Source organism: Sutterella sp. (assembly GCF_030539355.1).
Taxonomy (GTDB): Bacteria; Pseudomonadota; Gammaproteobacteria; order Burkholderiales; family Burkholderiaceae_F; genus Sutterella.
This window is the reverse complement of record NZ_JAUNSF010000001.1, coordinates 34,905-55,943: the sequence shown is the minus strand read 5'-3', so window position 1 is coordinate 55,943 and position 21,039 is coordinate 34,905. Positions and strand designations below refer to the sequence as shown.

The 21,039-nt window shown below is 67.4% G+C and carries 22 protein-coding genes; 8 read left to right on the top strand and 14 right to left on the bottom strand.

What is annotated here, in order from left to right:
- Positions 1-27: 27 nt before the first annotated feature.
- A complete protein-coding gene (locus Q4F91_RS00240) occupies positions 28-747 on the top strand; it encodes a hypothetical protein (protein WP_303333758.1) in 720 nt (239 codons plus the stop codon).
- Positions 748-749: 2 nt separating this feature from the next.
- On the opposite strand, the gene Q4F91_RS00235 is transcribed toward Q4F91_RS00240, so the two are convergent.
- The 9 genes from Q4F91_RS00235 to Q4F91_RS00195 all read right to left on the bottom strand — a co-directional run bounded on the left by Q4F91_RS00235 (position 750) and on the right by Q4F91_RS00195 (position 9,477).
- Positions 750-1,190 (bottom strand): HIT family protein, encoded by a 441-nt coding sequence (locus Q4F91_RS00235; RefSeq protein ID WP_303333757.1) that lies wholly within the window; start codon positions 1,188-1,190, stop codon positions 750-752.
- Positions 1,191-1,216: 26 nt separating this feature from the next.
- Positions 1,217-1,432 carry a hypothetical protein gene (locus tag Q4F91_RS00230; protein ID WP_303333756.1) on the bottom strand — a complete coding sequence of 72 codons (216 nt, stop codon included), beginning with the start codon at positions 1,430-1,432 and terminating at the stop codon, positions 1,217-1,219.
- Positions 1,433-1,439: 7 nt separating this feature from the next.
- Positions 1,440-2,849, bottom strand: a complete 1,410-nt coding sequence (locus Q4F91_RS00225) for a M20/M25/M40 family metallo-hydrolase (protein WP_303333755.1) — start codon at positions 2,847-2,849, stop codon at positions 1,440-1,442.
- A 95-nt stretch (positions 2,850-2,944) separates the two neighbouring features.
- Positions 2,945-3,898: a septal ring lytic transglycosylase RlpA family protein gene (locus tag Q4F91_RS00220; protein WP_303333754.1), complete on the bottom strand. Its 954-nt coding sequence runs from the start codon at positions 3,896-3,898 to the stop codon at positions 2,945-2,947.
- Positions 3,899-3,930: 32 nt separating this feature from the next.
- Positions 3,931-5,043, bottom strand: a complete 1,113-nt coding sequence (rodA, locus tag Q4F91_RS00215; RefSeq protein ID WP_303333753.1) for a rod shape-determining protein RodA — start codon at positions 5,041-5,043, stop codon at positions 3,931-3,933.
- Positions 5,040-6,980: a penicillin-binding protein 2 gene (gene mrdA, locus Q4F91_RS00210; protein WP_303333752.1), complete on the bottom strand. Its 1,941-nt coding sequence runs from the start codon at positions 6,978-6,980 to the stop codon at positions 5,040-5,042. The genes rodA and mrdA overlap by 4 nt, the downstream gene beginning before the upstream one ends.
- A gap of 6 nt (positions 6,981-6,986) precedes the next feature.
- Positions 6,987-7,511 (bottom strand): rod shape-determining protein MreD, encoded by a 525-nt coding sequence (gene mreD, locus Q4F91_RS00205; protein ID WP_303333751.1) that lies wholly within the window; start codon positions 7,509-7,511, stop codon positions 6,987-6,989.
- Positions 7,508-8,401 (bottom strand): rod shape-determining protein MreC, encoded by an 894-nt coding sequence (mreC, locus tag Q4F91_RS00200; protein ID WP_303333750.1) that lies wholly within the window; start codon positions 8,399-8,401, stop codon positions 7,508-7,510. Before mreC ends, mreD begins: the two co-directional genes overlap by 4 nt.
- A 32-nt stretch (positions 8,402-8,433) precedes the next feature.
- Positions 8,434-9,477, bottom strand: a complete 1,044-nt coding sequence (locus Q4F91_RS00195; RefSeq protein WP_303333749.1) for a rod shape-determining protein — start codon at positions 9,475-9,477, stop codon at positions 8,434-8,436.
- 247 nt (positions 9,478-9,724) lie between these two features.
- Here Q4F91_RS00195 and gatC point away from each other — a divergent pair, with 247 nt between their 5' ends.
- The 3 genes from gatC to gatB are packed head-to-tail and all read left to right on the top strand — an operon-like array spanning position 9,725 to position 12,970.
- A complete protein-coding gene (gene gatC, locus Q4F91_RS00190) occupies positions 9,725-10,012 on the top strand; it encodes an Asp-tRNA(Asn)/Glu-tRNA(Gln) amidotransferase subunit GatC (protein ID WP_303333748.1) in 288 nt (95 codons plus the stop codon).
- 24 nt (positions 10,013-10,036) lie between these two features.
- Positions 10,037-11,491, top strand: a complete 1,455-nt coding sequence (gatA, locus tag Q4F91_RS00185) for an Asp-tRNA(Asn)/Glu-tRNA(Gln) amidotransferase subunit GatA (protein WP_303333747.1) — start codon at positions 10,037-10,039, stop codon at positions 11,489-11,491.
- A gap of 27 nt (positions 11,492-11,518) precedes the next feature.
- A complete protein-coding gene (gene gatB / locus Q4F91_RS00180; RefSeq protein ID WP_303333746.1) occupies positions 11,519-12,970 on the top strand; it encodes an Asp-tRNA(Asn)/Glu-tRNA(Gln) amidotransferase subunit GatB in 1,452 nt (483 codons plus the stop codon).
- Between the two features lie 116 nt (positions 12,971-13,086).
- On the opposite strand, the gene pyrE is transcribed toward gatB, so the two are convergent.
- A complete protein-coding gene (gene pyrE, locus Q4F91_RS00175) occupies positions 13,087-13,764 on the bottom strand; it encodes an orotate phosphoribosyltransferase (RefSeq protein WP_303333745.1) in 678 nt (225 codons plus the stop codon).
- Positions 13,765-13,898: 134 nt separating this feature from the next.
- On the opposite strand from pyrE, the gene Q4F91_RS00170 reads away from it, so the two are divergent.
- The 3 genes from Q4F91_RS00170 to Q4F91_RS00160 are packed head-to-tail and all read left to right on the top strand — an operon-like array spanning position 13,899 to position 16,746.
- Positions 13,899-14,693: an exodeoxyribonuclease III gene (locus Q4F91_RS00170; protein WP_303333744.1), complete on the top strand. Its 795-nt coding sequence runs from the start codon at positions 13,899-13,901 to the stop codon at positions 14,691-14,693.
- A gap of 5 nt (positions 14,694-14,698) precedes the next feature.
- Positions 14,699-15,418 carry a pseudouridine synthase gene (locus Q4F91_RS00165; RefSeq protein ID WP_303333842.1) on the top strand — a complete coding sequence of 240 codons (720 nt, stop codon included), beginning with the start codon at positions 14,699-14,701 and terminating at the stop codon, positions 15,416-15,418.
- Positions 15,418-16,746: an MFS transporter gene (locus Q4F91_RS00160; protein WP_303333743.1), complete on the top strand. Its 1,329-nt coding sequence runs from the start codon at positions 15,418-15,420 to the stop codon at positions 16,744-16,746. The genes Q4F91_RS00165 and Q4F91_RS00160 overlap by 1 nt, the downstream gene beginning before the upstream one ends.
- Before the next feature lie 63 nt (positions 16,747-16,809).
- On the opposite strand, the gene Q4F91_RS00155 is transcribed toward Q4F91_RS00160, so the two are convergent.
- From Q4F91_RS00155 to Q4F91_RS00140, 4 genes are all read right to left on the bottom strand, one after another.
- Entirely contained in the window at positions 16,810-17,547 is a 738-nt protein-coding gene (locus tag Q4F91_RS00155) for a YecA family protein (RefSeq protein WP_303333742.1), read from the bottom strand.
- A 31-nt stretch (positions 17,548-17,578) separates the two neighbouring features.
- Positions 17,579-19,603 carry a phosphoenolpyruvate--protein phosphotransferase gene (ptsP, locus tag Q4F91_RS00150; protein WP_303333741.1) on the bottom strand — a complete coding sequence of 675 codons (2,025 nt, stop codon included), beginning with the start codon at positions 19,601-19,603 and terminating at the stop codon, positions 17,579-17,581.
- A 3-nt stretch (positions 19,604-19,606) separates the two neighbouring features.
- Positions 19,607-19,876, bottom strand: a complete 270-nt coding sequence (locus Q4F91_RS00145; RefSeq protein ID WP_303333740.1) for an HPr family phosphocarrier protein — start codon at positions 19,874-19,876, stop codon at positions 19,607-19,609.
- Between the two features lie 150 nt (positions 19,877-20,026).
- Positions 20,027-20,443 carry a PTS sugar transporter subunit IIA gene (locus tag Q4F91_RS00140; protein WP_303333739.1) on the bottom strand — a complete coding sequence of 139 codons (417 nt, stop codon included), beginning with the start codon at positions 20,441-20,443 and terminating at the stop codon, positions 20,027-20,029.
- A 194-nt stretch (positions 20,444-20,637) separates the two neighbouring features.
- Between Q4F91_RS00140 and Q4F91_RS00135 the strand changes: the two genes are divergently transcribed.
- Positions 20,638-21,027, top strand: coding sequence for a DUF1840 domain-containing protein (locus Q4F91_RS00135; RefSeq protein ID WP_303333738.1), 390 nt, complete (start codon positions 20,638-20,640; stop codon positions 21,025-21,027).
- Positions 21,028-21,039: the final 12 nt, after the last annotated feature.

Below are 21,039 nucleotides of genomic sequence, written 5' to 3'. Positions count from 1 at the left end.
CCGGCTTTTTCCCTCAGAAAGCTTTAAATGAAATACTTCGTCATCCTTCTCGCCCTCGTCGCCACAGCGTTCACCGCCCTCCTCTACATGAAGAGCGACGAGGAGACTCTCCGCACCGTTCCTGAGCAGGGGGCGGGGGTGACGCTTGATGCAGTGACGGTGCCGAAGGCGCTCCCCGTGGTGCGCAAGGCCGAGGAGGAGCCCGTGGCGCCGCCCGCGGCCGAGCCCGTGAAGGCGGAGGAGAAGCTTCCGCCCCCCGTCTTCGTCGAGCCCGTGCTCTCCACGGTGCCCGTGGCAGAGGCCGTCTGCCTGCGCTACGGCCCGGTCGAGCGCAAGGGGCTGCCGAAGCTGCGCCGCAAGCTCGAGAAGACCGGCGTCCTTGACCGCATGATCATGGAGCACGCGGACATCGCGCAGCGCATCGTCTATGCGGGCCCATACAGCACGAAGAAGAAGGCCGCCGAGGCGCTTGAGACGCTCACGGCGGCCGGACTTCAGAATGGCGAGGTGATGGAGCTCGACGGCGGCCATTACGCCGTCAGGATCGCGCAGACCGGGATCCGCTCGCTCGCGCAGCGCTGGGCCCGCGAGGCGGCCCGCGCCTGGTCGCTCTCCAACGTGGTCGTCGAGGAGCGCGGCGGGCGCGAGGGCTTCGTGAAGCTCGTCTTCCCGAACCTCACGCGGGACGAGAACGACCGCATCCGCAAGGTGCTCGGCGAGGAGAACCTCGCCTCCTGCCCCGACTGATCTCAGAAGGCGGACTCGACCTCGGAGAGGCGGGCCGCGAGCTTCGGCAGCAGGGCCTTCGCGAGCGCACGGCGCTCAGCCGTGATCTCAGGCGCGACCGTGCGCTGGCGCGGTCCCCAGGGGCACTCCGGGAAGAACCCGTCATCGCGCCAGCGGGCGATCAGATGCCAGTGCACGTGCGGCACCATGTTGCCGAACTGCGCCCAGTTCATCTTGTCGGGATGGAGCGCGGCGATCATCTCCTCCTCGGCGGCGTCGAGGAGCGCGCGCAGCTCGGCGCGCTTCTGCGCCGTGAGGGCGGTCATCTCGGGGCTGTGCTCCCGGTCGACGATGCGGATGAACGCCGGGAAGTCGTCGCTTCCCGCGTCGATCGCGTAGAAACGGCGGCCCCGCCAGAATTCACCCTCGGGCTTCTCCGCGCAGAGCGGGCAGTTCTGAGTCATTTTTTGAATCTCCTTTCATCGAATCGTCAGTCGACGAGGCGCAGCACGCCTTCCTCGTCCTCGACGATCTGGTAGTCCCATTTCTTCACGCCCTTCATGTCCTCGAGCCAGGCGGCGACGGGGACGCCGAGCTCGTCGAGCGAGTAATTGATGAAGCTCTCGGCCTCGAAGGGCGTGGCGAAGTTGTCCTCCTCGCCGTCCGCCCAGCGGACGATCACCTGCGTGACGCAGTCGCGGCGCATGACTGACTCACTTCCCGGCGTGCGGAACGGCCGCGATCACGCGGGCGAGCGTCGCGGTAAGGCGCTCGACATAAGGCAGCAGGAGCGACTCGTTCGGCGCATGGGCGCTTTCCTTCGCGCCGAGCAGACCCGCGTTGAAGAAGCTCGCCTCGGGGAAGCAGGCCGCGAAGTTCTTCATCGTGCCGATGGTCGCGCCCTCGAAGCAGAACTCAAGGCCGTTGCCCCAGAACTCGCGGCTCGCCTCGTCGGCGGCCTTGAGCAGCCACGGGGCGAGGTCGGGGGCGACGAAGCCCGGTTCGGCGAAGCTGTCGAAGACCGTGACGCGGGCCTTCGAGGGGACGTTCTCCGTCACGGCGCGCTCGGCGGCCGCAAGCGCGGCCTTCGGGTCGGCGCCCGCCGGGATGCGGAAGGAGAGGGCGAGCGTGGTGCTCGCGCGGATCAGGCCGCTCGCCGAGCTCGTGGGGGGAAGGCCGTCGGCGCCGAGGATCGAGAGCGTCGGCTCCCAGGTGTTCATGCGGATCGCGGTCGCGGGGTCGCTCGAGCGCGGCTCGGTCGAGCCCGCCCAGGGGAAGTCGAGGACTTTTTCGCCCAGGATCTTCGCGCAGCTGCGGATCTCCTCGAGGATGCCCTCGGGAATCTCCACATGGAACTCGGGGATCTTCACGCGGCCCGTGGCCGGGTCCTCGAGGCGGTCAAGGAGCTGGCGCATCACGGCGAACGAGCTCGGCACCTTGCCGCTCGCGGTGCCCGAGTGGACGGGCTGCTCGAGCACCTCGACCTTGAGCTTGAAGCCGCCGACGCCGCGGAGGCTCCGCGTGAGCCAGAGGCGGTCGTAGTCGCAGAGGCCAAGGTCAAGGATGGCGAGGACGCAGGGATTGCCCGCGCGCGCGGTGATGTCCTCGAGGTACTCGACGAGGCCCACGGAGCCCGACTCCTCGGCCGTCTCGAAGAGACCGACGATGCGCGGATGCGGCGTGCCCTCCGCTTCGAGCGCCTGCACGGCGGTGAGGCCCGCGTAGAAGCTGTAGCCGTCGTCGGCGGCGCCGCGGCCGTAGAGGCGGTCGCCCTCGACCACCGGCGTCCAGGGGCCGAAGCCCTCGCGCCAGCCCTCGGTCTCGGGCTGCTTGTCGAGGTGGCCGTAGAGGAAGAAGGGACGGCCGTCGTGGCCGCCCGTCGCGGGGAGGTCAATGAAGAGCGCCGGGGCGATGCCGGGCTTGCTGATGATGTCGAAGGTGCCCGCGGGGAAGCGCTTCGCGCCCCAGGCGGCGGCCTGCTCGAGTGCGGCGCGGAGGTAGCCGTTCGCCTCCCAGTTGCTGTCGAAGGACTGGCTCTTCGAGGGGATGCGGATGAATTCCTTGAGCGCCTCGAGGGTCTCGCCCTTCCAGGCGTCGCGGATGAATTCCGTTGCAGTCGTCATTTGTCTACCTCAGTCAAAGTTCATCAGAAAGGCGGCCGGCCCCCGGGGGCCCGCCGGCTTTCTCTTCAAAAATTCGTTGTCCCGAATGGTAATCCTCACCGCTCGATGCTGAAGGCGCTCACGCCGAGCCTCGAGCCCACGGACTTCGCCTCGATGGCCGCGGCGTCGTGCGTGAGACCTCCGCCCACGATGACGCGCCAGAGCGTGCCGTCCTCGACGATGCGCACGTTCCTCGCGCCGCCCTCGTCGGCGGCGAGCACGGCCTCGGCATGGGCCGCGAAGGCCTGGGCGTTCCCGGCCTGCGAGAAGGAGCCGATCTGCACGCCCCAGCCGCTCTGCGGCATGCTCGAGGCGACGATCGCCTCGACGGGATCGACCGGGTAGTCGGGATCCGCGGCCGCGGTCTGGACGGGCGTCGAGACAGGTGCGGTGACCGCAGCCGGAGCTGCGGCGGGAGCGGGGGCAGGCGCGGGTGCCGGGGCCGGCGCCGGGGCGGCGCCCTCTTTCCACGAGCCCGAGCGGATCTCGCTCCAGGTGAGGCGCCGCACCTCCACGCGCGCGGTGCCCTTGCTCGAGTAGTCGAGGGTCTTCGCGGCGGCGTAGGAGAGGTCGATCACGCGGTTCTGCAGGAAGGGGCCGCGGTCGTTGACGCGCACGATGATCGAGCGGCCGTTCTCGAGGTTCGTCACCCGGGCGTAGGACGGCAGCGGCATCGTCGGATGCGCGGCCGTCGGCTCGTACATGTCGTAGGTCTCGCCCGTGCTGGTCTTCTTGCCGTGGAACTGCTTGCCGTACCAGGAGCCCGTGCCCGTCTGCCGCATCGCCGTGTCGGAGGTGACCGGCGTGTACCACTTGCCGAGCACCTTGTAGGGGCGCAGCGACGCCTTTTTGAAAGGCTCGACGCGCGGGCTCGCGTTCTCCGCCCCGGAGCCGGTGAAGAAGGTCGGCGGCCCGTCGTTCTCGAAGTAGGGGGAGTTCGAGCTGCATGCGGTGAGGAGAAGCAGGGCGGCCGTGGCCGCACCGAGCGCGAACGAGCGTCCGGCGGTCATGAGTGGTGCTCCCGGAGGAAGGTGAACAGGATTCAGTCCTTCGACTCGGCCGAGATGGCGAGCAGGATTCCCGTGCAGACGCCGAGGATCAGAAGCGCCGTGCCGCCGTAGCTCATGAAGGGCAGAGGGACGCCGACCACGGGCAGGATGCCGCTCACCATGCCGATGTTGACGAAGGTGTACGTGAAGAAGATAACGCCGATCGCCGAGGCGAGGAGCCTGGAATAGCGCGTGGGCGCGTAGGCCGCGATGATGAAGCTGCGCGAGATGAGCGCGAGGTACGCCGCGAGAAGCAGCGTCGCGCCCACGAAGCCGAACTCCTCGCCGAAGACGGCGAAGATGAAGTCGCTCGTGCGCTCCGGGATGAAGTCGAGGTGCGCCTGCGTGCCCTCCATCCAGCCCTTGCCCTTGAAGCCGCCCGAGCCGATGGCGATGAGGGCCTGCAGGATGTGGAAGCCCTGCCCGAGCGGGTCTAGCGTCGGGTCCAAGAGCGTCATCACGCGCTCGCGCTGGTAGTCATGCAGGAGCGTCCAGAGGAACGGGAGCGCGAGGATGAGGGCCGCGAGGCAGCCGAGCACGATGCGGATGCTCACGCCGGCGAAGAAGATCACCGAGAGCCCGGCGATCGAGACGAGGATCGCGGTGCCGAGGTCGGGCTGCTTCAGGATGAAGGCCACCGGGATGAGCAGCAGGCCGAGCGCGGCGAAGTGGTCCCACCAGCGCAGCGACTCGCTTCGCTTCCAGTAGTACCAGGCGAGCATCATCGGCACGGCGAGCTTCATGATCTCCGAGGGCTGGATGCGCACGCCGATGTTGAGCCAGCGGGTGGCTCCCTTCACGGTGACGCCCGCCACGGCCGTCGCGGCAAGGAGCACGCAGCCGAGAATGAAGCATGGGAGCGATATGCGCTCGAACCATTTCACGGGGACGAGCGACACGACGAACATCGCGACCGAGGCGATGATGATGTTCCTCAGCTGGTCCTCGATGCGCCACGGGAAGGAGTGGCCCGCCGAGAAGAGCGTGATGAAGCCCACGGTGACGAGGCACATCACGATCGCGAGAAGGAGCAGGTCAAAGCGCAGCACGCGCGCGAGGAGCCAGCGCGCGGAGAGCGACGAGATGCGCACGACTTCGTTTTTCATCTCTCGTTTCCTCCGGAGCGTCCGGCGCGCTGGCGCTGGGCCTTCATGTCAATGAGCGGGACGCCCTTCGGGGGCGGGAGCTCGAGCCGGTTCTCGCCCGTGAGCCAGTAGTCCATCATCTCGCGGGCGACCGGGGCGGCGGCGCTCGCGCCGAAGCCGCCGTTCTCGACGAGGATCGCCACGGCGATCCTCGGGTTGCGCGACGGCGCGAAGGCGATGAAGAGTGCATGGTCGTGCAGTTCGCGGCGCAGCTTCTTCGCGTCGTACTTCGCGTCCTGCGCAATGCTCACGACCTGTGCGGTGCCGGTCTTGCCAGCGACGCTGTAGGGCGTGCCCCTGAAGACCGAGCGGGCCGTGCCGATGCGGGTGACGTCGGTCATGCCGGCGATCACCACGTCAATGTTGCGGTCCTTGAGCGGTATCTTTCCCGCGGGCTCGGGATTCACCTCGGTCTCCTCGCCCGTGACCGGGTCCTCGATCTTCGAGACGAGATGCGGGGTCATGATGACGCCGCGGTTGGCGAGCGTCGCCGTCGCGTGCGCGAGCTGCAGCAGCGTGAAGGCGTTGTAGCCCTGCCCGATGCCGAGCGACGGCGTGTCGCCGACGTACCAGGGCTGCTTGTAGCGCTTCTCCTTCCATTCGCGGTTCGGAAGGATGCCCGTCTGCTCGCCCACGAGGTCGATGCCCGTCTTCTGGCCGAACTTCCACTGCTTCATGAAGTTGTAGATGCCGTCGACGCCGATCTGCGTGGCGAGCCAGTAGTAGTAGATGTCCGAGGAGATCGCGATCGACTTCCTCAGGTTGAGCATGCCCTTCGGCGAGCCCGTCACGTCGCGGAAGCGGTGGTTGCCGACCTGGAAGACGCCGGTGTCGTTGAGCATGTAGTCGGCCGTGACCGCGCCGGTCTCGAGACCGGCGAGCGCCATGAAGGGCTTGTAGGTCGAGCCGATCGGGTAGAGGCCGCGCATCGCACGGTTGAGGAGCGGCTTCTCGGGCGAGGTGTTCAGATAGTTCCAGCTCTCCGGATCGATGCCGCCGGGGAAGAGGTTCGGGTCGTACGTGGGCAGCGACGCGAAGGCGAGGATGCCGCCCGTCTTCGGCTCGATGGCGATCACGGCGCCGGTCTTGCCTTCCATCGCGGCCTCGGCGACGCGCTGCAGGTTCATGTCGACGGTGAGGCGCAGGTTCTGGCCGGGCTTCGGGGCGACGATGTCGAGCGTGCGCACGGAGCGGCCGCCCGCGGTCACCTCGAGCGTCTCGTGGCCCGGGGTGCTGTGGAGCACGTGCTCGTAGCTGCGCTCGATGCCCACCTTGCCGATCTCGCGCTCGCCGGTGTAGAGCTCGAGCGTCCCCTCCTTCTCAAGGCGCTTCTTGTCACCCTGGGAGATCGAGCCCACGTAGCCGAGGATGTGGCTGCCCAGGGCGCCGAGCGGATAGATGCGGTGCTCGCGCTGGTTCACGTCAACGCCGCGGAAGCGCCATCGCTGGCCGAGGAAGACGGAGACCTCCTCCTCGGTGAGGTCCGAGCGGATGGGAATGCCGTCGTAGCGGTTCAGGTCCTCGCGCAGGCGCCGGAACTGGCGGCGGTTCGCGGGGGTGATGGTGACGACCTCGGAGAGGCGGTCGATCAGCTGGTCGAGGGGCTCGGCGGTCTGGTCAAGGGTGATCTCGAGCGACCAGGAGAGCTGGTTGGCGGCGAGAAGGGTGCCGTTGCGGTCGAAGATCAGGCCGCGCGAACCGCGGTTGGTGGTCGTCACCGTGCGGTTCGCCTCGGCGCGCTGGACGTAGCGGTCCCCCTGGATGATCTGCAGCCAGCCGAGGCGCAGCACCAGAATGGAGAGGCACAGGACGACGAGGCCCCAGGCGAACATCAGTCTGCGCCTGAAGGGCCCGATGTCCTGGTCCTCTTCCTTGAAGGCAAGGGATTCGATCGCCATGGCGCGTCAGAGCGTCTTGACCGGCTCGGGGCGCGGCCTGAGGATCTTCGCCCAGACGGGCCAGATGAGGGCGCCCGTCACGCTCGAGAGGAACCACTCCCAGCCGGGCCACAGGCCGTCGAACCAGAGGCGAACGAGCATCACGAGGATCTGCGAGAAGAGAAGCAGTGGCAGGATGTGCAGGCTCTGGCCGATGAGATTGAACCACGCGAGCCGCCGCGCGAGCGAGGTCGTGAAGTAGCAGAGCGTGACGAAGGCGAGCGCCTGCTGCCCGAGCACGGAGCCGTTGATGACGTCCATCAGGATGCCGCAGATGAAGGCGACGGTCATGCCGGCGCTCTCGGGCTGCCTCAGCGTCCAGTAGATGATCGTGAGCGAGAGGAAGTTCGGCATCCAGAGCCAGGGCGAGCCCGCGATCGTGAAGACGATCGCCATGAGGAAGGTGAAGACCACCCAGGAGGCGGACGCGGGGCGCTCGAGGCGCACGGAGTCGTCGGCAGCGCGCAGACCGCTGTAGTCGGGCTTCATCATCTGCGGCTTCTCCTCTCAAAGCGGGTGCCCTCGGGCGTCTCCTTGAGCTCGGCCGCGGGGTCGGGATCGGTGAGGACGACGGTCGCGAAGAGCATGTCGTCGATCTCCTCGACGGCGCGCGCCTCGACGCGCAGGTAGGGTTCGCCCGGCTGATAGGTCGCGCTCGTCACGGTCGCGCAGAGGACGTGCTTCGGGAAGACGCGGTCGAGGCCCGAGGTGACGAGCTCGTCGCCCTCGCGGAGGTCCGCGCCGGGAAGCGCGAAGAGCACCGAGAGCGCGCTCTCGCCCGTGCCGGCGAGGACGAAGAGCGCCCCGGTCCTGCGGTTGATGACCGAGAGACGCATCGTGTGGTCGGTGATGAGCGTGACCTCGGACAAGCGGCTCACGGTGCGCGAGACCTGTCCGAGCACGCCGAAGGGGCCGATGACGGGCATGCCGATGCGCACGCCCTCGCGGTCGCCGACGTTCAACTGAATGCGGCGCGAGAAGGGATCGGCGACGCGGCCGATCACCTCCGCGGTGGAGATGCGCTCGGAGTCCTGGCCCACGGTCGAGAGGAGCTTGCGCAGCGACTCGTTCTCGAGCTGCACCTCCTCGTAGCGGGCGGCCTTGAGCTGCAGGAGCTGGTTCTCCTCGGAGAGCCGGGTCACCTCCTCGTTCAGGCGCCGCTTGCTGATGAAGTACCCCTCGGCCTCGCTGATGAGGCGGCCGGGCAGGTGGATGACCTCAACGACGGGCGAGGTGAAGCTCACGATCGTGCTGCGCACGCCGTCGAGCGCCTTCAAGCGCCCGTCGACGAGAATCGCGGCCACCGAGAGCATCAGAAAGAAGATGAACTTGGCCTTTGCCGACACACCCTGCCGAAAGAGCGGCGGAGCTCCGTATTCCATTCCTAAGACCGACCTCCTCGGCAGGGGAAAAATCAGCCGGCAGCGAAAGCGGTGCGCAGCTTGTCCATGTTCTCGAGCGCGATGCCGCAGCCCTTCACGACGCAGTTGAGCGGCTCCTCGGCGACGTGCACCGGAAGACCCGTCTCCTCCTTGAGGAGCTGGTCGAGGTCGCGCAGCAGCGCGCCGCCGCCCGTGAGCATCAGGCCGTGCTCGGCGATGTCTGCGCCGAGCTCAGGCGGCGTCTTCTCGAGGGCGTTCTTGACCGCGACGACGATCTGGTTCAGGGGCTCGGAGAGCGCCTCGAGCACCTCGTTCGAGTGAACGGTGAAGGTGCGGGGCACGCCCTCGGAGATGTTGCGGCCCTTCACGTCGATCTCCATCATCTCGGAGCCCGGGAAGGCCGAGCCGATCTTCTTCTTGATCAGCTCCGCGGTCGGCTCGCCGATCAGCATGCCGAAGTTGCGGCGGATGTAGTTGATGATCGCCTGGTCGAACTTGTCGCCGCCGACGCGGATGGAGCCGGCGTAGACCATGCCGCCCAAGGAGATGAGACCCACCTCGGTCGTGCCGCCGCCGATGTCGACGACGAGCGAGCCGGCGGCCTCGTTGACGGGGAGGCCCGCGCCGATGGCGGCGGCCATGGGCTCCTCGATGAGGAACACCTCGGAGGCACCCGCGGCGAGCGCGCTTTCCTTGATCGCGCGGCGCTCGACCTGGGTCGATCCGCAGGGCACGCAGATGATGATGCGCGGGCTCGGCGCGAAGAGGCGCGACGGATGAGCCATGCGGATGAACTGCTTGAGCATCTGCTCGGTGACCGTGAAGTCGGCGATCACGCCGTCCTTCATCGGGCGGATGGCGTTGATGTTGCCCGGGACGCGGCCGAGCATCTGCTTGGCCTGGTGACCGACGGCATGAATGGTCGTCTTGCCGTTGGGACCGCCTTCCTGGCGGATGGCGACGACGCTCGGCTCATTGAGGACAATGCCCTTGCCGCGGACGTAGATCAGCGTGTTGGCCGTTCCGAGGTCGATGGCGAGGTCGTTGGAGAAATAATTTCTGAAGAAGCCGAACATTTAGGTTTCGCTCGAATTGTGGGAAGCACTTTGTGCGGACTGAAATTTTGAGACCTTCCGGGGCAGGTCCGGGCGTGCCGCACGCACAATTTTGCAATGATAAACTAACTCACCTTTAACAAGGAGCAGGCTGTCCCCTGTGCCGCACGGTCGTGTGTATGGGGTTGTTACGTGATTTCCGTACGATTCCTCTCCGTCACAGCCGGACGCCGTTTCCTATCTCACTCTTTCCCCTCGAGACGTCACCATGCCTTTAAGCGCCGGCGACATTCGCCGCATTGCAGATCTCGGCCGCATTGACATTTCTGAAGAACAGATCACGGTCATGCAGGGCGAGCTGAATGACATTTTTCAGATGATCGAAGAGATCCGTTCCGTGGACACCGAGGGCATCGAGCCGATGCCCAATCCGCACGACGGCGTTGAGCGCCTCCGTGAGGACAAGGTCACGGAGGAAAATCACCGCACCGAAAACATGCAGAACGCTCCGGAGAAGTCCGAGGGCTACTTCCTGGTTCCCCAGGTGATCGAATAACCGCCCCCGGAAAGAGAATCCGTCATGGAAAATGCATTTGCTTCCGTCGCCGAGCTGTCTCGGCGGCTTCAGAGCCGCGAGGTCTCGGCCGTTGAGCTTGCCCGCGGCTATCTTGAGCGTATTGAGGAGAAGAAGTCCCTCAATGCCTTCCTCGACGTCCGTCCCGAGGAGACGCTCCGCCAGGCCGAGGCGGCCGACCGCCTGATCGCCTCGGGCGAGGCCGGTCCCCTCGCGGGCATCCCGATCGCCCACAAGGACATCTTCGTCACGAAGGAATGGGCCTCGACCGCCGCGAGCCGCATGCTCGAGGGCTACATGAGCCCGTTCGACGCCACCGTCGTGCGCGGTCTCAAGTCGGCCGGCATGGTCACGCTCGGCAAGCTCAACTGCGACGAGTTCGCCATGGGCTCGGGCAACGAGAACTCCGCCTTCGGCCGCGTCGGCAACCCCTGGGACGCCAACGCCGTCCCGGGCGGCTCGTCGGGCGGCTCGGCCGCCGCGGTGGCCGCCGGCCTCGCGCCGATCGTCACGGGCACCGACACGGGCGGCTCGATCCGCGAGCCCGCGAGCTTCTGCGGCGTCACGGGCATGAAGCCCACCTACGGCCGTCCCTCACGTCTCGGCATGATCGCCTTCGCCTCGTCGCTCGACACGGCGGGCCTGCTCGCGCACTCCGCCGAGGACTGCGCCATGGTCTTGGGCAGCATGGTCGGCCACGACCCCTGGGACTCGACCTCGGTGGACATGCCCTCCGAGGACTTCACGCGTGACCTCGGCCGTCCCGTGAAGGGCCTGCGCATCGGCGTGCCCCGCGCCTGGATGGGCGAGGGCCTCGACGCCGAGGTGCTTGCCTCGATCGAGAAGGTGCTTGATTTCTACCGCTCCGAGGGCGCCGAGATCGTCGACATCGATCTGCCGATGGCGAAGCTCGGCGTGCCGGTCTACTACGTCGTCGCCTGCGCCGAGGCGAGCTCGAACCTCTCGCGCTTTGACGGCGTGCGCTACGGCCACCGCGCCGCCGAGTTCGACGACATCATCGACATGATGAAGAAATCGCGCGACGAGGGCTTCGGCCCCGAGCCGAAGCGCCGCATCATGATCGGCACCTACGTGCTCTCGCACGGCTACTACGACGCCTACTACCTCAAGGCCCAGCGCGTGCGCCGCCTGATCGCCCGCGAGTTCCACGAGACCTTCAGGAAGGTCGACGCGATCGCCTGTCCGGTCACGACCGGCACGGCGTACGACTTCGGCGCCAACGCCGACCCGGTCTCCGCGTACCTCTCGGACCTCTACACGGTTCCCGCCTCGCTCGCGGGCCTGCCCGGCATCGCGATGCCCTGCGGCCTGCACTCGAACGGCCGTCCGATCGGCCTGCAGCTCCTCGGCGAACACTTCACCGAGTCCCGTCTGCTGCAGCTCGCCGACGCCTGGCAGCGCGTGACCGACTGGCACCTGCGTCACCCGCAGGGCTGCTGATCTCTTGAGATAAAGGACACCTAAAAAATGGAATGGGAAGTTGTCATCGGTCTCGAGACGCACGTTCAGCTCGCGACCCAGTCGAAGATCTTCTCCGGGGCGCCCTGCCACTTCGGTGATGATCCCAACGTGAACGCCTGCTACGTGGACCTCGCGCTCCCGGGCGCTCTGCCCGTGCTCAACCGCGGCGCCGTCGAGCGCGCGATCCAGTTCGGCCTCGCGATCGACGCGACGGTGGCGAACCACTCGGTCTTCGACCGCAAGAACTATTTCTACCCGGATCTTCCGAAGGGCTATCAGATCAGCCAGTTCGAGCTGCCGATCGTCATCGGCGGCCGCGTGACGTTCGCCGTCGAGCCCAAGAAGGGCGATCCGTACATGAAGACGATCAACCTCACGCGCGCCCACCTCGAGGAGGACGCCGGCAAGTCGGTGCACGGCATCGTGCACGGTCACTCCGGCATCGACCTCAACCGCGCGGGCACGCCGCTCCTTGAGATCGTCACGGAGCCGGAACTGCGCAGCGCCGCCGAGGCCGTGGGCTACGCCAAGGCTCTGCACGCGCTCGTCGTGTGGCTCGGCATCTCGCGCGGCAACATGCAGGAAGGCAACTTCCGCTGCGACGCCAACGTCTCGGTCCGCCCGAAGGGCGCCACCGAGTTCGGCACCCGCTGCGAGATCAAGAACCTCAACAGCTTCCGCTTCCTTGAGGAGGCGATCAACTACGAGGTCTCCCGCCAGATCGATGTGATCGAGTCGGGCGGCAAGATCGTCCAGGCCACGCGCCTCTACGATCCGGACCGCGGCGAGACCCGCCTGATGCGCACGAAGGAAGACTCGATGGACTATCGCTACTTCCCCGATCCCGATCTGCTGCCGCTCGAGGTGAGCGACGAATGGATCGAGCGCGTGAGAAGCGAGATGCCCGAGCTTCCGGGCCAGATGCGCGAGCGCTTCACCAAGGAGTTCGGTCTCCCTGAGTACGACGCCTCCATCCTCACGTCGAGCCGCGACATCGCCGACTACTACGTCGCCGTCGCCGCGAAGGCCGCCGACAAGAAGATCGCCGCCAACTGGGTGATGGGCGAGGTGGCCGCCGCCGTGAACCAGGCCGAGGGTCTCTCCTTTGCCTCCGCGCCCGTGACGCCGGAGCTTCTCGCGAAGCTCCTCGCGCGCATCGCCGACGGCACGCTCTCGAACAAGGGCGCCCGCACGGTCTTCGCCGCCATCTGGGCGGGCGAGGGCACGGACGTCGATCAGTTGATCGAGGCGAAGGGCCTCAAGCAGATCTCCGACTCCGGCGCCCTCGAGGCGATCGTGGACGAGGTGATCGCCCGTAATCCGAAGTCCGTCGAGGAGTTCCGCGGCGGCAAGGAGAAGGCGCTCAACGCCCTCGTCGGCCAGTGCATGAAGGCCACGAAGGGCAAGGCGAACCCGGGGCAGCTGAACGAGCTCCTCAGGAAGCGCATCGCCGGCTGATGACCTGATCTCAGGCAAGACAAAAGCCCGGACCTCCTCGGAGGTGCCGGGCTTTTGCTTGCCTGGGATCCTCAGGGGCGGGGTTTCACGTGGAACACCCGCTCCGGGGGCAGGAATTACGCGCCGTAGCGCTCGCGGTAGGCGGCGACCGCGTCGCGGAAGCCGGCGACCGCCTTCGCCTTCTCCGACGGGCCGTCCATGAAGGCGAGCAGGTCGGTGAGCGAGATGATGGAGGCGACCGAGAGACCGAAGGTCTTCTCGACGTCCTGGACGGCCGAGCTCTCGGTCATCACGTCGGCCGTGCCGCCGCGCTCCTGGCGGTCGACGGCGATCAGCACGCCCGCGGGGGTGGCGCCGGCGGCCTCGATGATCTTGACGGACTCGCGCACCGAGGTGCCCGCGCTGATCACGTCGTCGATGATCACGACGCGGCCCTTGAGGGGCGAGCCGACGATGACGCCGCCCTCGCCGTGGTCCTTCGCCTCCTTGCGGTTGAAGGCCCAGGGCACGTCGCAGCCGCGGCGGGCGAGGTTCATCGCGACGGATGCGGCGAGCGGGATGCCCTTGTAGGCCGGCCCGAAGATCATGTCGAACTCGATGCGGCCCGCGTCACGGGCGGCAAGCAGCGTCTCGGCATAGAAGGCGCCGAGGCGGTCGAGCAGCGCACCCGTGTTGAAGAGGCCGGCGTTGAAGAAGTAGGGCGAGAGGCGTCCGGCCTTCGTCTTGAACTCACCGAAGCGGAGAACGTCCGCGTCGAGGGCAAATTCGATGAACTGCTGCTTGGTCGATTGCATGGGGGAGTCTTTTTCGGCAGAGGTGGGATGGTGATGGGCCGCGCTATAAAATCCGAGGATTCATGCGCCGCGCCTTCAGGAAAGGCGGCGAGCCCGAAACCTTGAAATTATAGAAGCGCCCGAATTCCCCGCCTATGCTCCGCATTCTCACCTTCAACGCCAACGGCATACGGTCCGCGGCCCGCAAGGGCTTCCTCGAGTGGTTCGCCCGTCAGGACGCGGACATCCTCTGCGTGCAGGAACTGAAGGCCCAGATTCCCGATCTCCCCGATGAGATCAGGGACATCCCCGGCTACCGCGGGTACTTCCACTGCGCGGAGAAGCGCGGCTACTCGGGCTGCGGCCTCTGGACGCGCATCGAGCCCGCGGCCGTGCGCACGGGGTTCGGCGACGCGGAGTTCGACGCCGAGGGGCGCTATGTGGAGGCCGACTTCGGCGCGCTCACCGTCATCTCGGCCTACTTCCCCTCCGGAACCTCCTCGGACGAGCGCCAGGCGGCGAAGTACCGGTTCCTCGAGCGCTTCGCGCTGCACCTGCAGGCGCTCAGAGACGCGGGCCGCGAGGTCGTGCTCACGGGCGACGTGAACATCGCCCACAAGGAGATCGATCTCAAGAACTGGAAGGGGAACCTCGACCACTCGGGGTTCCTCCCCGAGGAGCGCGCCTGGCTTGACCGGCTCTTTTCCGAATCGTCAGGCTGGGTGGACGTCTTCCGCCGGCTCGACCCGAGGCCCGAGCGCTACACCTGGTGGAGCCAGCGCGGGCAGGCCCGCGCGAAGAACGTCGGGTGGCGCATCGACTACCAGATCGCCACCCCCGGCGTCGCCGGGACGGCCCGGGCGACGGACATCTACGCCGCGGAGAAGTTCTCCGACCATGCCCCGCTCTGGGTGGACTATGACTTTGATCCTGTGGGAGGCGCACGATGAAGCGCATGAGCCTTGCGGACATCCTTTTCACCCAGGGCTTCGGCACCCGCTATGACTGCCGCCAGATCGTGCTCGCGGGCGCGGTGTCGGTGGCGGGCGAGACGGTGACGGACCCCGACCGGGTCTTCGAGCCCGACCATCTCGTCGTCACCTGGCGCGGCGAGGACTGGCCGGTGTGCGAAAAGGCGATCATCGCCATGAACAAGCCCGCCGGGTACGAGTGCTCCTTGAAGCCCTCGGCGCACCCGTCGGTGATGGGGCTCCTGCCCGGCCCCCTCAGAACCCGCGGCGTGCAGCCCGTGGGGCGCCTCGACTGGGATACGACGGGGCTCCTCATCTTCACCGACGACGGGGCGCTTCTGCACCGCCTCACGCACCCGAAGAAGCACGTGGCCAAGGTCTACGAGGCCCGTCTCGCGCATGCGCTCACCGACGACGAGGCGGAGAAGACCGTCGCGAAGCTCCTCGGGGGCGTCGTGCTCGACGATTCGCCGAAGCCCGTCGCCGCGAAGGACGCGCGGATGCTCGCCCCGGACCTCCTCGAGCTCACGATCTGCGAGGGCAAGTACCACCAGGTGAAGCGCATGGTCGCCGCCTGCGGCAACCGCGTCGCGTCGCTGCACCGCCGCGAGGTGGGCGCCTGCCGGCTGCCCGAGGACCTGAAGGAAGGCGAGTGGCGGTGGCTTGACGGACCCCAGGCGATCCTCGGCGGGGGACGCGGCTGATGGCGGACGAAAGGAAACGCTCGAGCTGGCGCGTCTACGCGGAGCCGGGCGCGGTCCGCATGGCCTTCTTCGGCTTCAGCTCGGGACTGCCGCTGCTGCTCGTGATCGGCACGCTCGGCTTCTGGCTGCGCGAGGCCGGGGTGGACCTGCGCACGATCGGCTTCTTCTCCTGGGTGGGCCTCATCTACGGCTTCAAGTGGCTCTGGGCGCCGCTCGTCGACCGTCTGCCGATGCCCTTCCTCTCGCGCGGGCTCGGCCAGCGCCGGGCGTGGCTGCTCGCCGCCCAGGTGCTCCTCATCGCGGGGCTCGCGGGACTCGCCACGGCGGATCCCCGGGAGAGCCTCGTGCTCTTCGCCGGGCTCGCGCTCGTGACGGCCTTCGCCTCGGCCACGCAGGACATCGCGCTTGACGCCTACCGCATCGAATCCGCCGGGAGCGAACGGCAGGCCGCCTACGCCGCCATGTACCAGACCGGGTACCGCCTCGGCATGATCTGGGCGGGCGCGGGCGCGCTCGCCATCGCCGCCTGGGCCGCGGGCGGCGGGACGGGCTACCTCCACGAGGCCTGGACCGTGAGCTACGGCGTGATGGCCGCCTCGGGGCTCGTCGGCGTCGCGGCGACCCTTCTTTCGCCCGAGCCCGCGCATGCGCCCCGGACTGCAGCCCCGGAGGGGGAGAAGCGCTCGCTCGTTGAGAAAGTGCGCCGGGCGCTCGTCGACCCCTTCACGGACTTCTTCTCGCGCTTCGGCTGGGCGGCGCTCGCCGTGCTCGCGCTCGTGGCGAGCTACCGCATCTCGGACGTGGTGATGGGCGTGATGGCCAATCCCTTCTACCAGGACCTCGGCTTCACGAAGGAGCAGGTCGCCGCGGTGAGCAAGATCTTCGGCGTCGTGATGACGCTCGCGGGCGCCTTCATCGGCGGCGCGGCGGCGATGCGCTGGGGCGTGCTGCGGGTGCTCCTCGCGGGCGCCGTGCTCTCGAGCGTGACGAATCTGCTCTTCTCGGTGCTCGCGCGAATCGGCGCGGACCTCGGGTTCCTCGTCGTCACCGTCTCGGCGGACAACCTCGCCGCGGGCCTCGCGAGCGCCGCGTTCGTCGCCTATCTCTCGGGGCTCACGAGCGCCGGGTACTCGGCCACGCAGTACGCGCTCTTCTCGTCCCTCATGCTGCTTCTGCCGAAGTTCCTCGCCGGGTTCTCGGGCATCGCCGTCGAGGCGATGGGCTACTCGGGGTTCTTCATCGGCACGGCGGCGCTCGGTCTCCCCGTCTGCCTCCTCGTGCTCCTCGTGATGCGCGTCGCGCCGGGGAGCGCGGCCTCCGGGAAGTAGAGGAAAACGAAGGGCGTCATGAACTGTTTCATGGCGCCCTCGTTTCTTTGATTTCGCAGCGTTTCAGTGACGCGGCCCGCGGAAGCCGGGACCGCGGCCGCCGCTGCCGGCATGACCGCCGTGGCCTCGGATCGGGCGGGCAGGGCGCTTCGCGGCACGGGGCTTCTCGGTCTCGCGCGGCTTGAAGCCGCGGGTGACGCCCGCGATCTCGGCGGCGCTCTCCGCGACGTCCTCGATCGCCTGCTTCAGGTTCTCGAGCGGGCTCTCGAACTCGAGCTCGTTCTTCACCTCCTGCATGTCCCCGGCGAGATCCTCCGGAAGATGGCGCAGGATGCCGAGCAGCGCGCTGTCGACGAGCTCGTTCTCCGTCTCGCGCAGCCCGGGCCACCGGTTCATGGCCTCGAGGAACCCCGCGGCGAAGGGCTCGAGCGCCGCGATGGCCTCGTAGCCGCCCACGGGACGGCCGCGCTCGTCCTCGACGTCGTAGATGATCGGGTCGAGCGGCTCGCAGGCCTCGAGCGTGCGCTCGATCGAGCGGTAGCGGCGGTAGACGAGGTCCTCGAGCCGGCGCTGCTCGGTTTCATCCTTGAGCACCGCCTCGGGGCGTCCCTCCTCGTCAAAGACGTAGGGCATCCAGTCGCTCGGACTCACGGGCTCGGGCAGGAGCACGAGCGCCGTGAGGAAGCCGTCCATGCGGTCGGCCTCCATGGATTCATAGGGCTCCTCGATCTGCGCGAGCAGCTCGCCGATTTCAACGAACTCATCGTCAGAGAGCGGGACGTCGTAGGGGTTCTTGGTCATTGTGGGAAAACTTCGCTCGGGGTCGAAAGAATCAGGATGCCGCGCTCGGCTCGGGCTCGGGGGCGGGCGGAACCGGCTGATCTGCCTGAACCGGCTGCTGCGGCGCGGCGGGTGCCGCAGGGGCGGCAGGCGCCGGAGCAGCAGAAGCCGCAGGGGCGGCTGGAGCCGCGGGCGCGGGCACGGCCTGGGCGGGCTGGAGGGTCGCGCTGAAGGCGTGGAGCGCCTCGTGCACGCTCTCGGCGGAGCGCCGGCGGAGCAGGCCGCGGGCGAACACCTCGCACTCGTCGGCGCGCAGCGCGAGGATGCGCTCCTTCATGGTCGGGATGTGCGCGGGATCCATGGAGAGCGCGGAGCACCCGAGGCCGATGAAGAAGGGCGTGAGGTCGCGGCGCGCGCCCATTTCGCCGCACACCGAGATTTCCTTGCCGGCGGCGAGCACGCGGCGGATGCTGTCGGCGATCAGGCGCAGCACGGCCGGATGGCACTCGTCGTAGTAGCGCGAGACGCGCGCGTTCGTGCGGTCCACGGCGAGCGTGTACTGCACGAGGTCGTTCGTGCCGAGCGAGAAGAAGTCAAGGAGCGGAATGAGGTCGGCGAGCACCGCCACGGTGGCGGGCAGCTCGATCATGCCGCCCAAGGGTATGTCGTCGCGGTACTTGAGCCCCTCGGCGGTAAGCTGACGGGCGGCCTCGGCCATGCACTCGCGGACCTCGTGCACGTCCGTGGGGCTCGAGACCATCGGGAGCAGAATGCGGACGTCGCCCGCGACGGCCGCGCGCATGAGGGCGCGCAGCTGCGTGATGAAGAGATCCTTGAAGGCAAACGAGAAGCGCAGGGCACGAAGTCCGAGCGCGGGGTTCTCCTCCTTCTCGAGGTCGACGTGCAGACGCACGAGCGCCTCGTTCGAGAGCATCTTGTCGCCGCCCAAGTCCGCCGTGCGGATCGTGGTCATGCGGCCGCGCATGGCGCGGATCACCTTCTGGTAGGCCTCGACCTGCTCCTCCTCGTTCGGCAGGTCCTCGCGGTTGAGGAAGAGGAACTCCGTGCGGAAGAGGCCGATGCCGTCCGCGCCCGCCTTCTTCGCCTCCGCGGTGTCGTCGGGAAGCGCGATGTTGGCGTAGAGCGCAACGGTCTGGCCGTCGAGCGTGACGGCGGCCTCGCTCTTCAGCTTCACGAGGCTGCGCTTTCTCTGCTTGAGCGCGCGCATGGCCCGCGAGGCGGTCTTCTTCTCCTCGACGGAGGGCTCGAGGCGCACCTCGCCCTTGTCGGCGTCGATGAGGACCTCGCGGCCCGTGCCGATGCGCTCGAGCGCGTCGGCGACGCCCACGAGGGTCGGAATGCCGAAGCTCGAGGCGAGAATGGCGGAGTGGCTCGTGACGCTGCCCGTCTCCATCACGATGCCGACGATGTCGAGGTCGTCGCGCTCGCGCAGCTGCAGCATGTCCGCGGGCCCGAGCTGGTCTGCGACGAGGATCACGGGGACCTCGAGCTCGTCGGCCTCGAGGAGGCTCGCCGCGGAGCGGCGGCCCGCAAGCACGCGCTGGATGCGCTGGAAGACGTCCGAGATGTCCTCGATGCGGTTCCTCAGGTAATCGTTGTCGATCTGCTCGAAGTCGCGGCGGATCTGCTCGAGACGCTGCGAGAGCGCCCACTCGGCGTTGACGAGCTTCTCGCGGATCAGCGCCGAGGTCTCGGTGATGAGCGACGGATCCTGCAGGATCGTGCGGTAGACGTCGATGAAGGCCGCGGCCTCGGCGGGCGCGTCCTCGTCAAGAGTTTCGGAGATGCCCGAGAGCTGCTTGTCGACCGCGGTGGTCGCATAGCGCAGGCGCTGGATCTCGCCGCGCACGTCCTCCTTGGCGATCGGGAACTGAGGAATCTCGAGGTCGCTCGAGGAGAGCTGCAGACCGGTGCCGTAGGCGACACCCGGGCAGACACGCAGTCCCTTGAGCGTCCGGGGAAGGGGTTCCTCGGTGACGGCGACTGGGGCGGCCTCAGCCTCGGCCGGGGCCGGGGCGGGTTCCTTCAGAACTTCATCGGGGGGCAGGGAGGTCAAGGCTTATTCCTCTTCGCCGAACCGGTCCTCAAAAAGCTCGACGATGCTTTCCATCGCCGAAGCTTCATCAGGCCCGTCGACAGTTACGGTGAGTTCGGTGCCGCATGGCAGAGCCATGGTCATCAGGCCGAGAATGGATTTGGCGTCCACGGAGCGCTGGTTCTCCGTGAGCGTGATGGAACTTTTGAAAAGCGCCGCGGTCTTGGAAAGAAGCGCGGAAGGCCGGGCATGGAGCCCGAGTTTGTTTTGTATGGTGAGAGTGCGTTGAAGCATGGGTATTCCGGGTCTGGCGGGCTGAGGCGGTAAGGGCTCAGCAGTCCGCCCGGGACGTGGAAGCTAAGCGGCCCGGGTACTTTGGTGCTTCAGATTTTACGCCTTGACGGGGCTCTGCCTGAAAAAGTCTTCAGGCGCGGGGACACCGCCTCAGTCGCAGATGTCAACGAGGGCGGAGAGGCTCGCGCGGGCGGCGGCCTCGGCGATGGTGGCGACCTGGCTCAGCGGCGCGTCGGCCGGGGCGCTCAGGGCCGCGACGATCGCGGGGAGATTGGTTCCGCTCACGACGCGCACGCGCTTGTCGGCGAGCAGCCGGCGGGCGATGTTGCCCGGCGTCGCGCCCGTGAGGTCGGTGAAGATCAGCACGCCGTCGTTGTGCGCGCAGAGTGTCTCGACGAGTTCCCGGCCGTGCTCGAGGCCGGCCTCGACATCGATGCCGCAGGGGACGTCCCAGGCGACGATGCGTTCAGCGGACTTGTCGCCCGTCGTGCTGTAGACATGCTCCGCGCAGGTCTTGAGCGCCGAGGCGAGCGGCGCGTGTGCGATGATGCATATGCCTGTCGGCACGATATCTGGCTCCCAGTCGATACAATGAACGGATCACTCAAGGGTGAGGCAAGCGCGGATTTTAGCATTGACCTTTTTCGGGACAATGGCAACGCCCCTCCCTCTTTCGGGGAGCATGTTTTCCCCTACTGAGGATTTTTTCCTGTTTACTCACTGCGTTCGTGTCCGCAGGATTCCGTCCTGTGGATTGATCTATGGCACTCATTCAGTTCAGCTGCGTGGCCACCGGCCCCTTCATTCTCTTCCGCGAAACCGCCGAGAGGATCTTCAAGGAAATCGGCGAGCCGTTCTTCGAGGAGGGCGCCTTCAGCGAGGAGGATCTGCCCGGCGTGCTACAGCGCCTGGACGCCGCGGCCGAGACTGATCGCCGGAAGGAGGCCGAGTACGAGGCCGAGCGCGAGCGCAGGATGCGCGAGGGCACCTGGGAGGAGGAGCTCAACATGAAGGAGCGCGAGCGCGAGGAGGAGGAGAAGCGCCGCTACCGCGAGGACTCCATCCGCCTCTATCAGCGCATCGTGCCGCTCCAGGAGATGATCCGCCGGGCGATCAAACACGAGAAGCCCGTCATGTGGCGGAAGCTCTGAGGCATCTCCTCC

Bases quoted from the DNA above. Each gene is read 5' to 3' on its own strand.
- gatB (WP_303333746.1), top strand. From the start codon at position 11,519: ATGGAATGGGAAGTTGTCATCGGTCTCGAGACGCACGTTCAGCTCGCG.
- Q4F91_RS00160 (WP_303333743.1), top strand. From the start codon at position 15,418: ATGGCGGACGAAAGGAAACGCTCGAGCTGGCGCGTCTACGCGGAGCCG.
- gatA (WP_303333747.1), top strand. From the start codon at position 10,037: ATGGAAAATGCATTTGCTTCCGTCGCCGAGCTGTCTCGGCGGCTTCAG.
- Q4F91_RS00135 (WP_303333738.1), top strand. From the start codon at position 20,638: ATGGCACTCATTCAGTTCAGCTGCGTGGCCACCGGCCCCTTCATTCTC.
- Q4F91_RS00155 (WP_303333742.1), bottom strand. From the start codon at position 17,547: ATGACCAAGAACCCCTACGACGTCCCGCTCTCTGACGATGAGTTCGTT.
- Q4F91_RS00145 (WP_303333740.1), bottom strand. From the start codon at position 19,876: ATGCTTCAACGCACTCTCACCATACAAAACAAACTCGGGCTCCATGCC.
- pyrE (WP_303333745.1), bottom strand. From the start codon at position 13,764: ATGCAATCGACCAAGCAGCAGTTCATCGAATTTGCCCTCGACGCGGAC.
- Q4F91_RS00225 (WP_303333755.1), bottom strand. From the start codon at position 2,849: ATGACGACTGCAACGGAATTCATCCGCGACGCCTGGAAGGGCGAGACC.
- mreC (WP_303333750.1), bottom strand. From the start codon at position 8,401: ATGGAATACGGAGCTCCGCCGCTCTTTCGGCAGGGTGTGTCGGCAAAG.
- Q4F91_RS00235 (WP_303333757.1), bottom strand. From the start codon at position 1,190: ATGACTCAGAACTGCCCGCTCTGCGCGGAGAAGCCCGAGGGTGAATTC.
- Q4F91_RS00230 (WP_303333756.1), bottom strand. From the start codon at position 1,432: ATGCGCCGCGACTGCGTCACGCAGGTGATCGTCCGCTGGGCGGACGGC.
- Q4F91_RS00195 (WP_303333749.1), bottom strand. From the start codon at position 9,477: ATGTTCGGCTTCTTCAGAAATTATTTCTCCAACGACCTCGCCATCGAC.
- mrdA (WP_303333752.1), bottom strand. From the start codon at position 6,980: ATGGCGATCGAATCCCTTGCCTTCAAGGAAGAGGACCAGGACATCGGG.
- gatC (WP_303333748.1), top strand. From the start codon at position 9,725: ATGCCTTTAAGCGCCGGCGACATTCGCCGCATTGCAGATCTCGGCCGC.
- mreD (WP_303333751.1), bottom strand. From the start codon at position 7,511: ATGATGAAGCCCGACTACAGCGGTCTGCGCGCTGCCGACGACTCCGTG.
- Q4F91_RS00220 (WP_303333754.1), bottom strand. From the start codon at position 3,898: ATGACCGCCGGACGCTCGTTCGCGCTCGGTGCGGCCACGGCCGCCCTG.
- Q4F91_RS00240 (WP_303333758.1), top strand. From the start codon at position 28: ATGAAATACTTCGTCATCCTTCTCGCCCTCGTCGCCACAGCGTTCACC.
- Q4F91_RS00165 (WP_303333842.1), top strand. From the start codon at position 14,699: ATGAGCCTTGCGGACATCCTTTTCACCCAGGGCTTCGGCACCCGCTAT.
- rodA (WP_303333753.1), bottom strand. From the start codon at position 5,043: ATGAAAAACGAAGTCGTGCGCATCTCGTCGCTCTCCGCGCGCTGGCTC.
- Q4F91_RS00170 (WP_303333744.1), top strand. From the start codon at position 13,899: ATGCTCCGCATTCTCACCTTCAACGCCAACGGCATACGGTCCGCGGCC.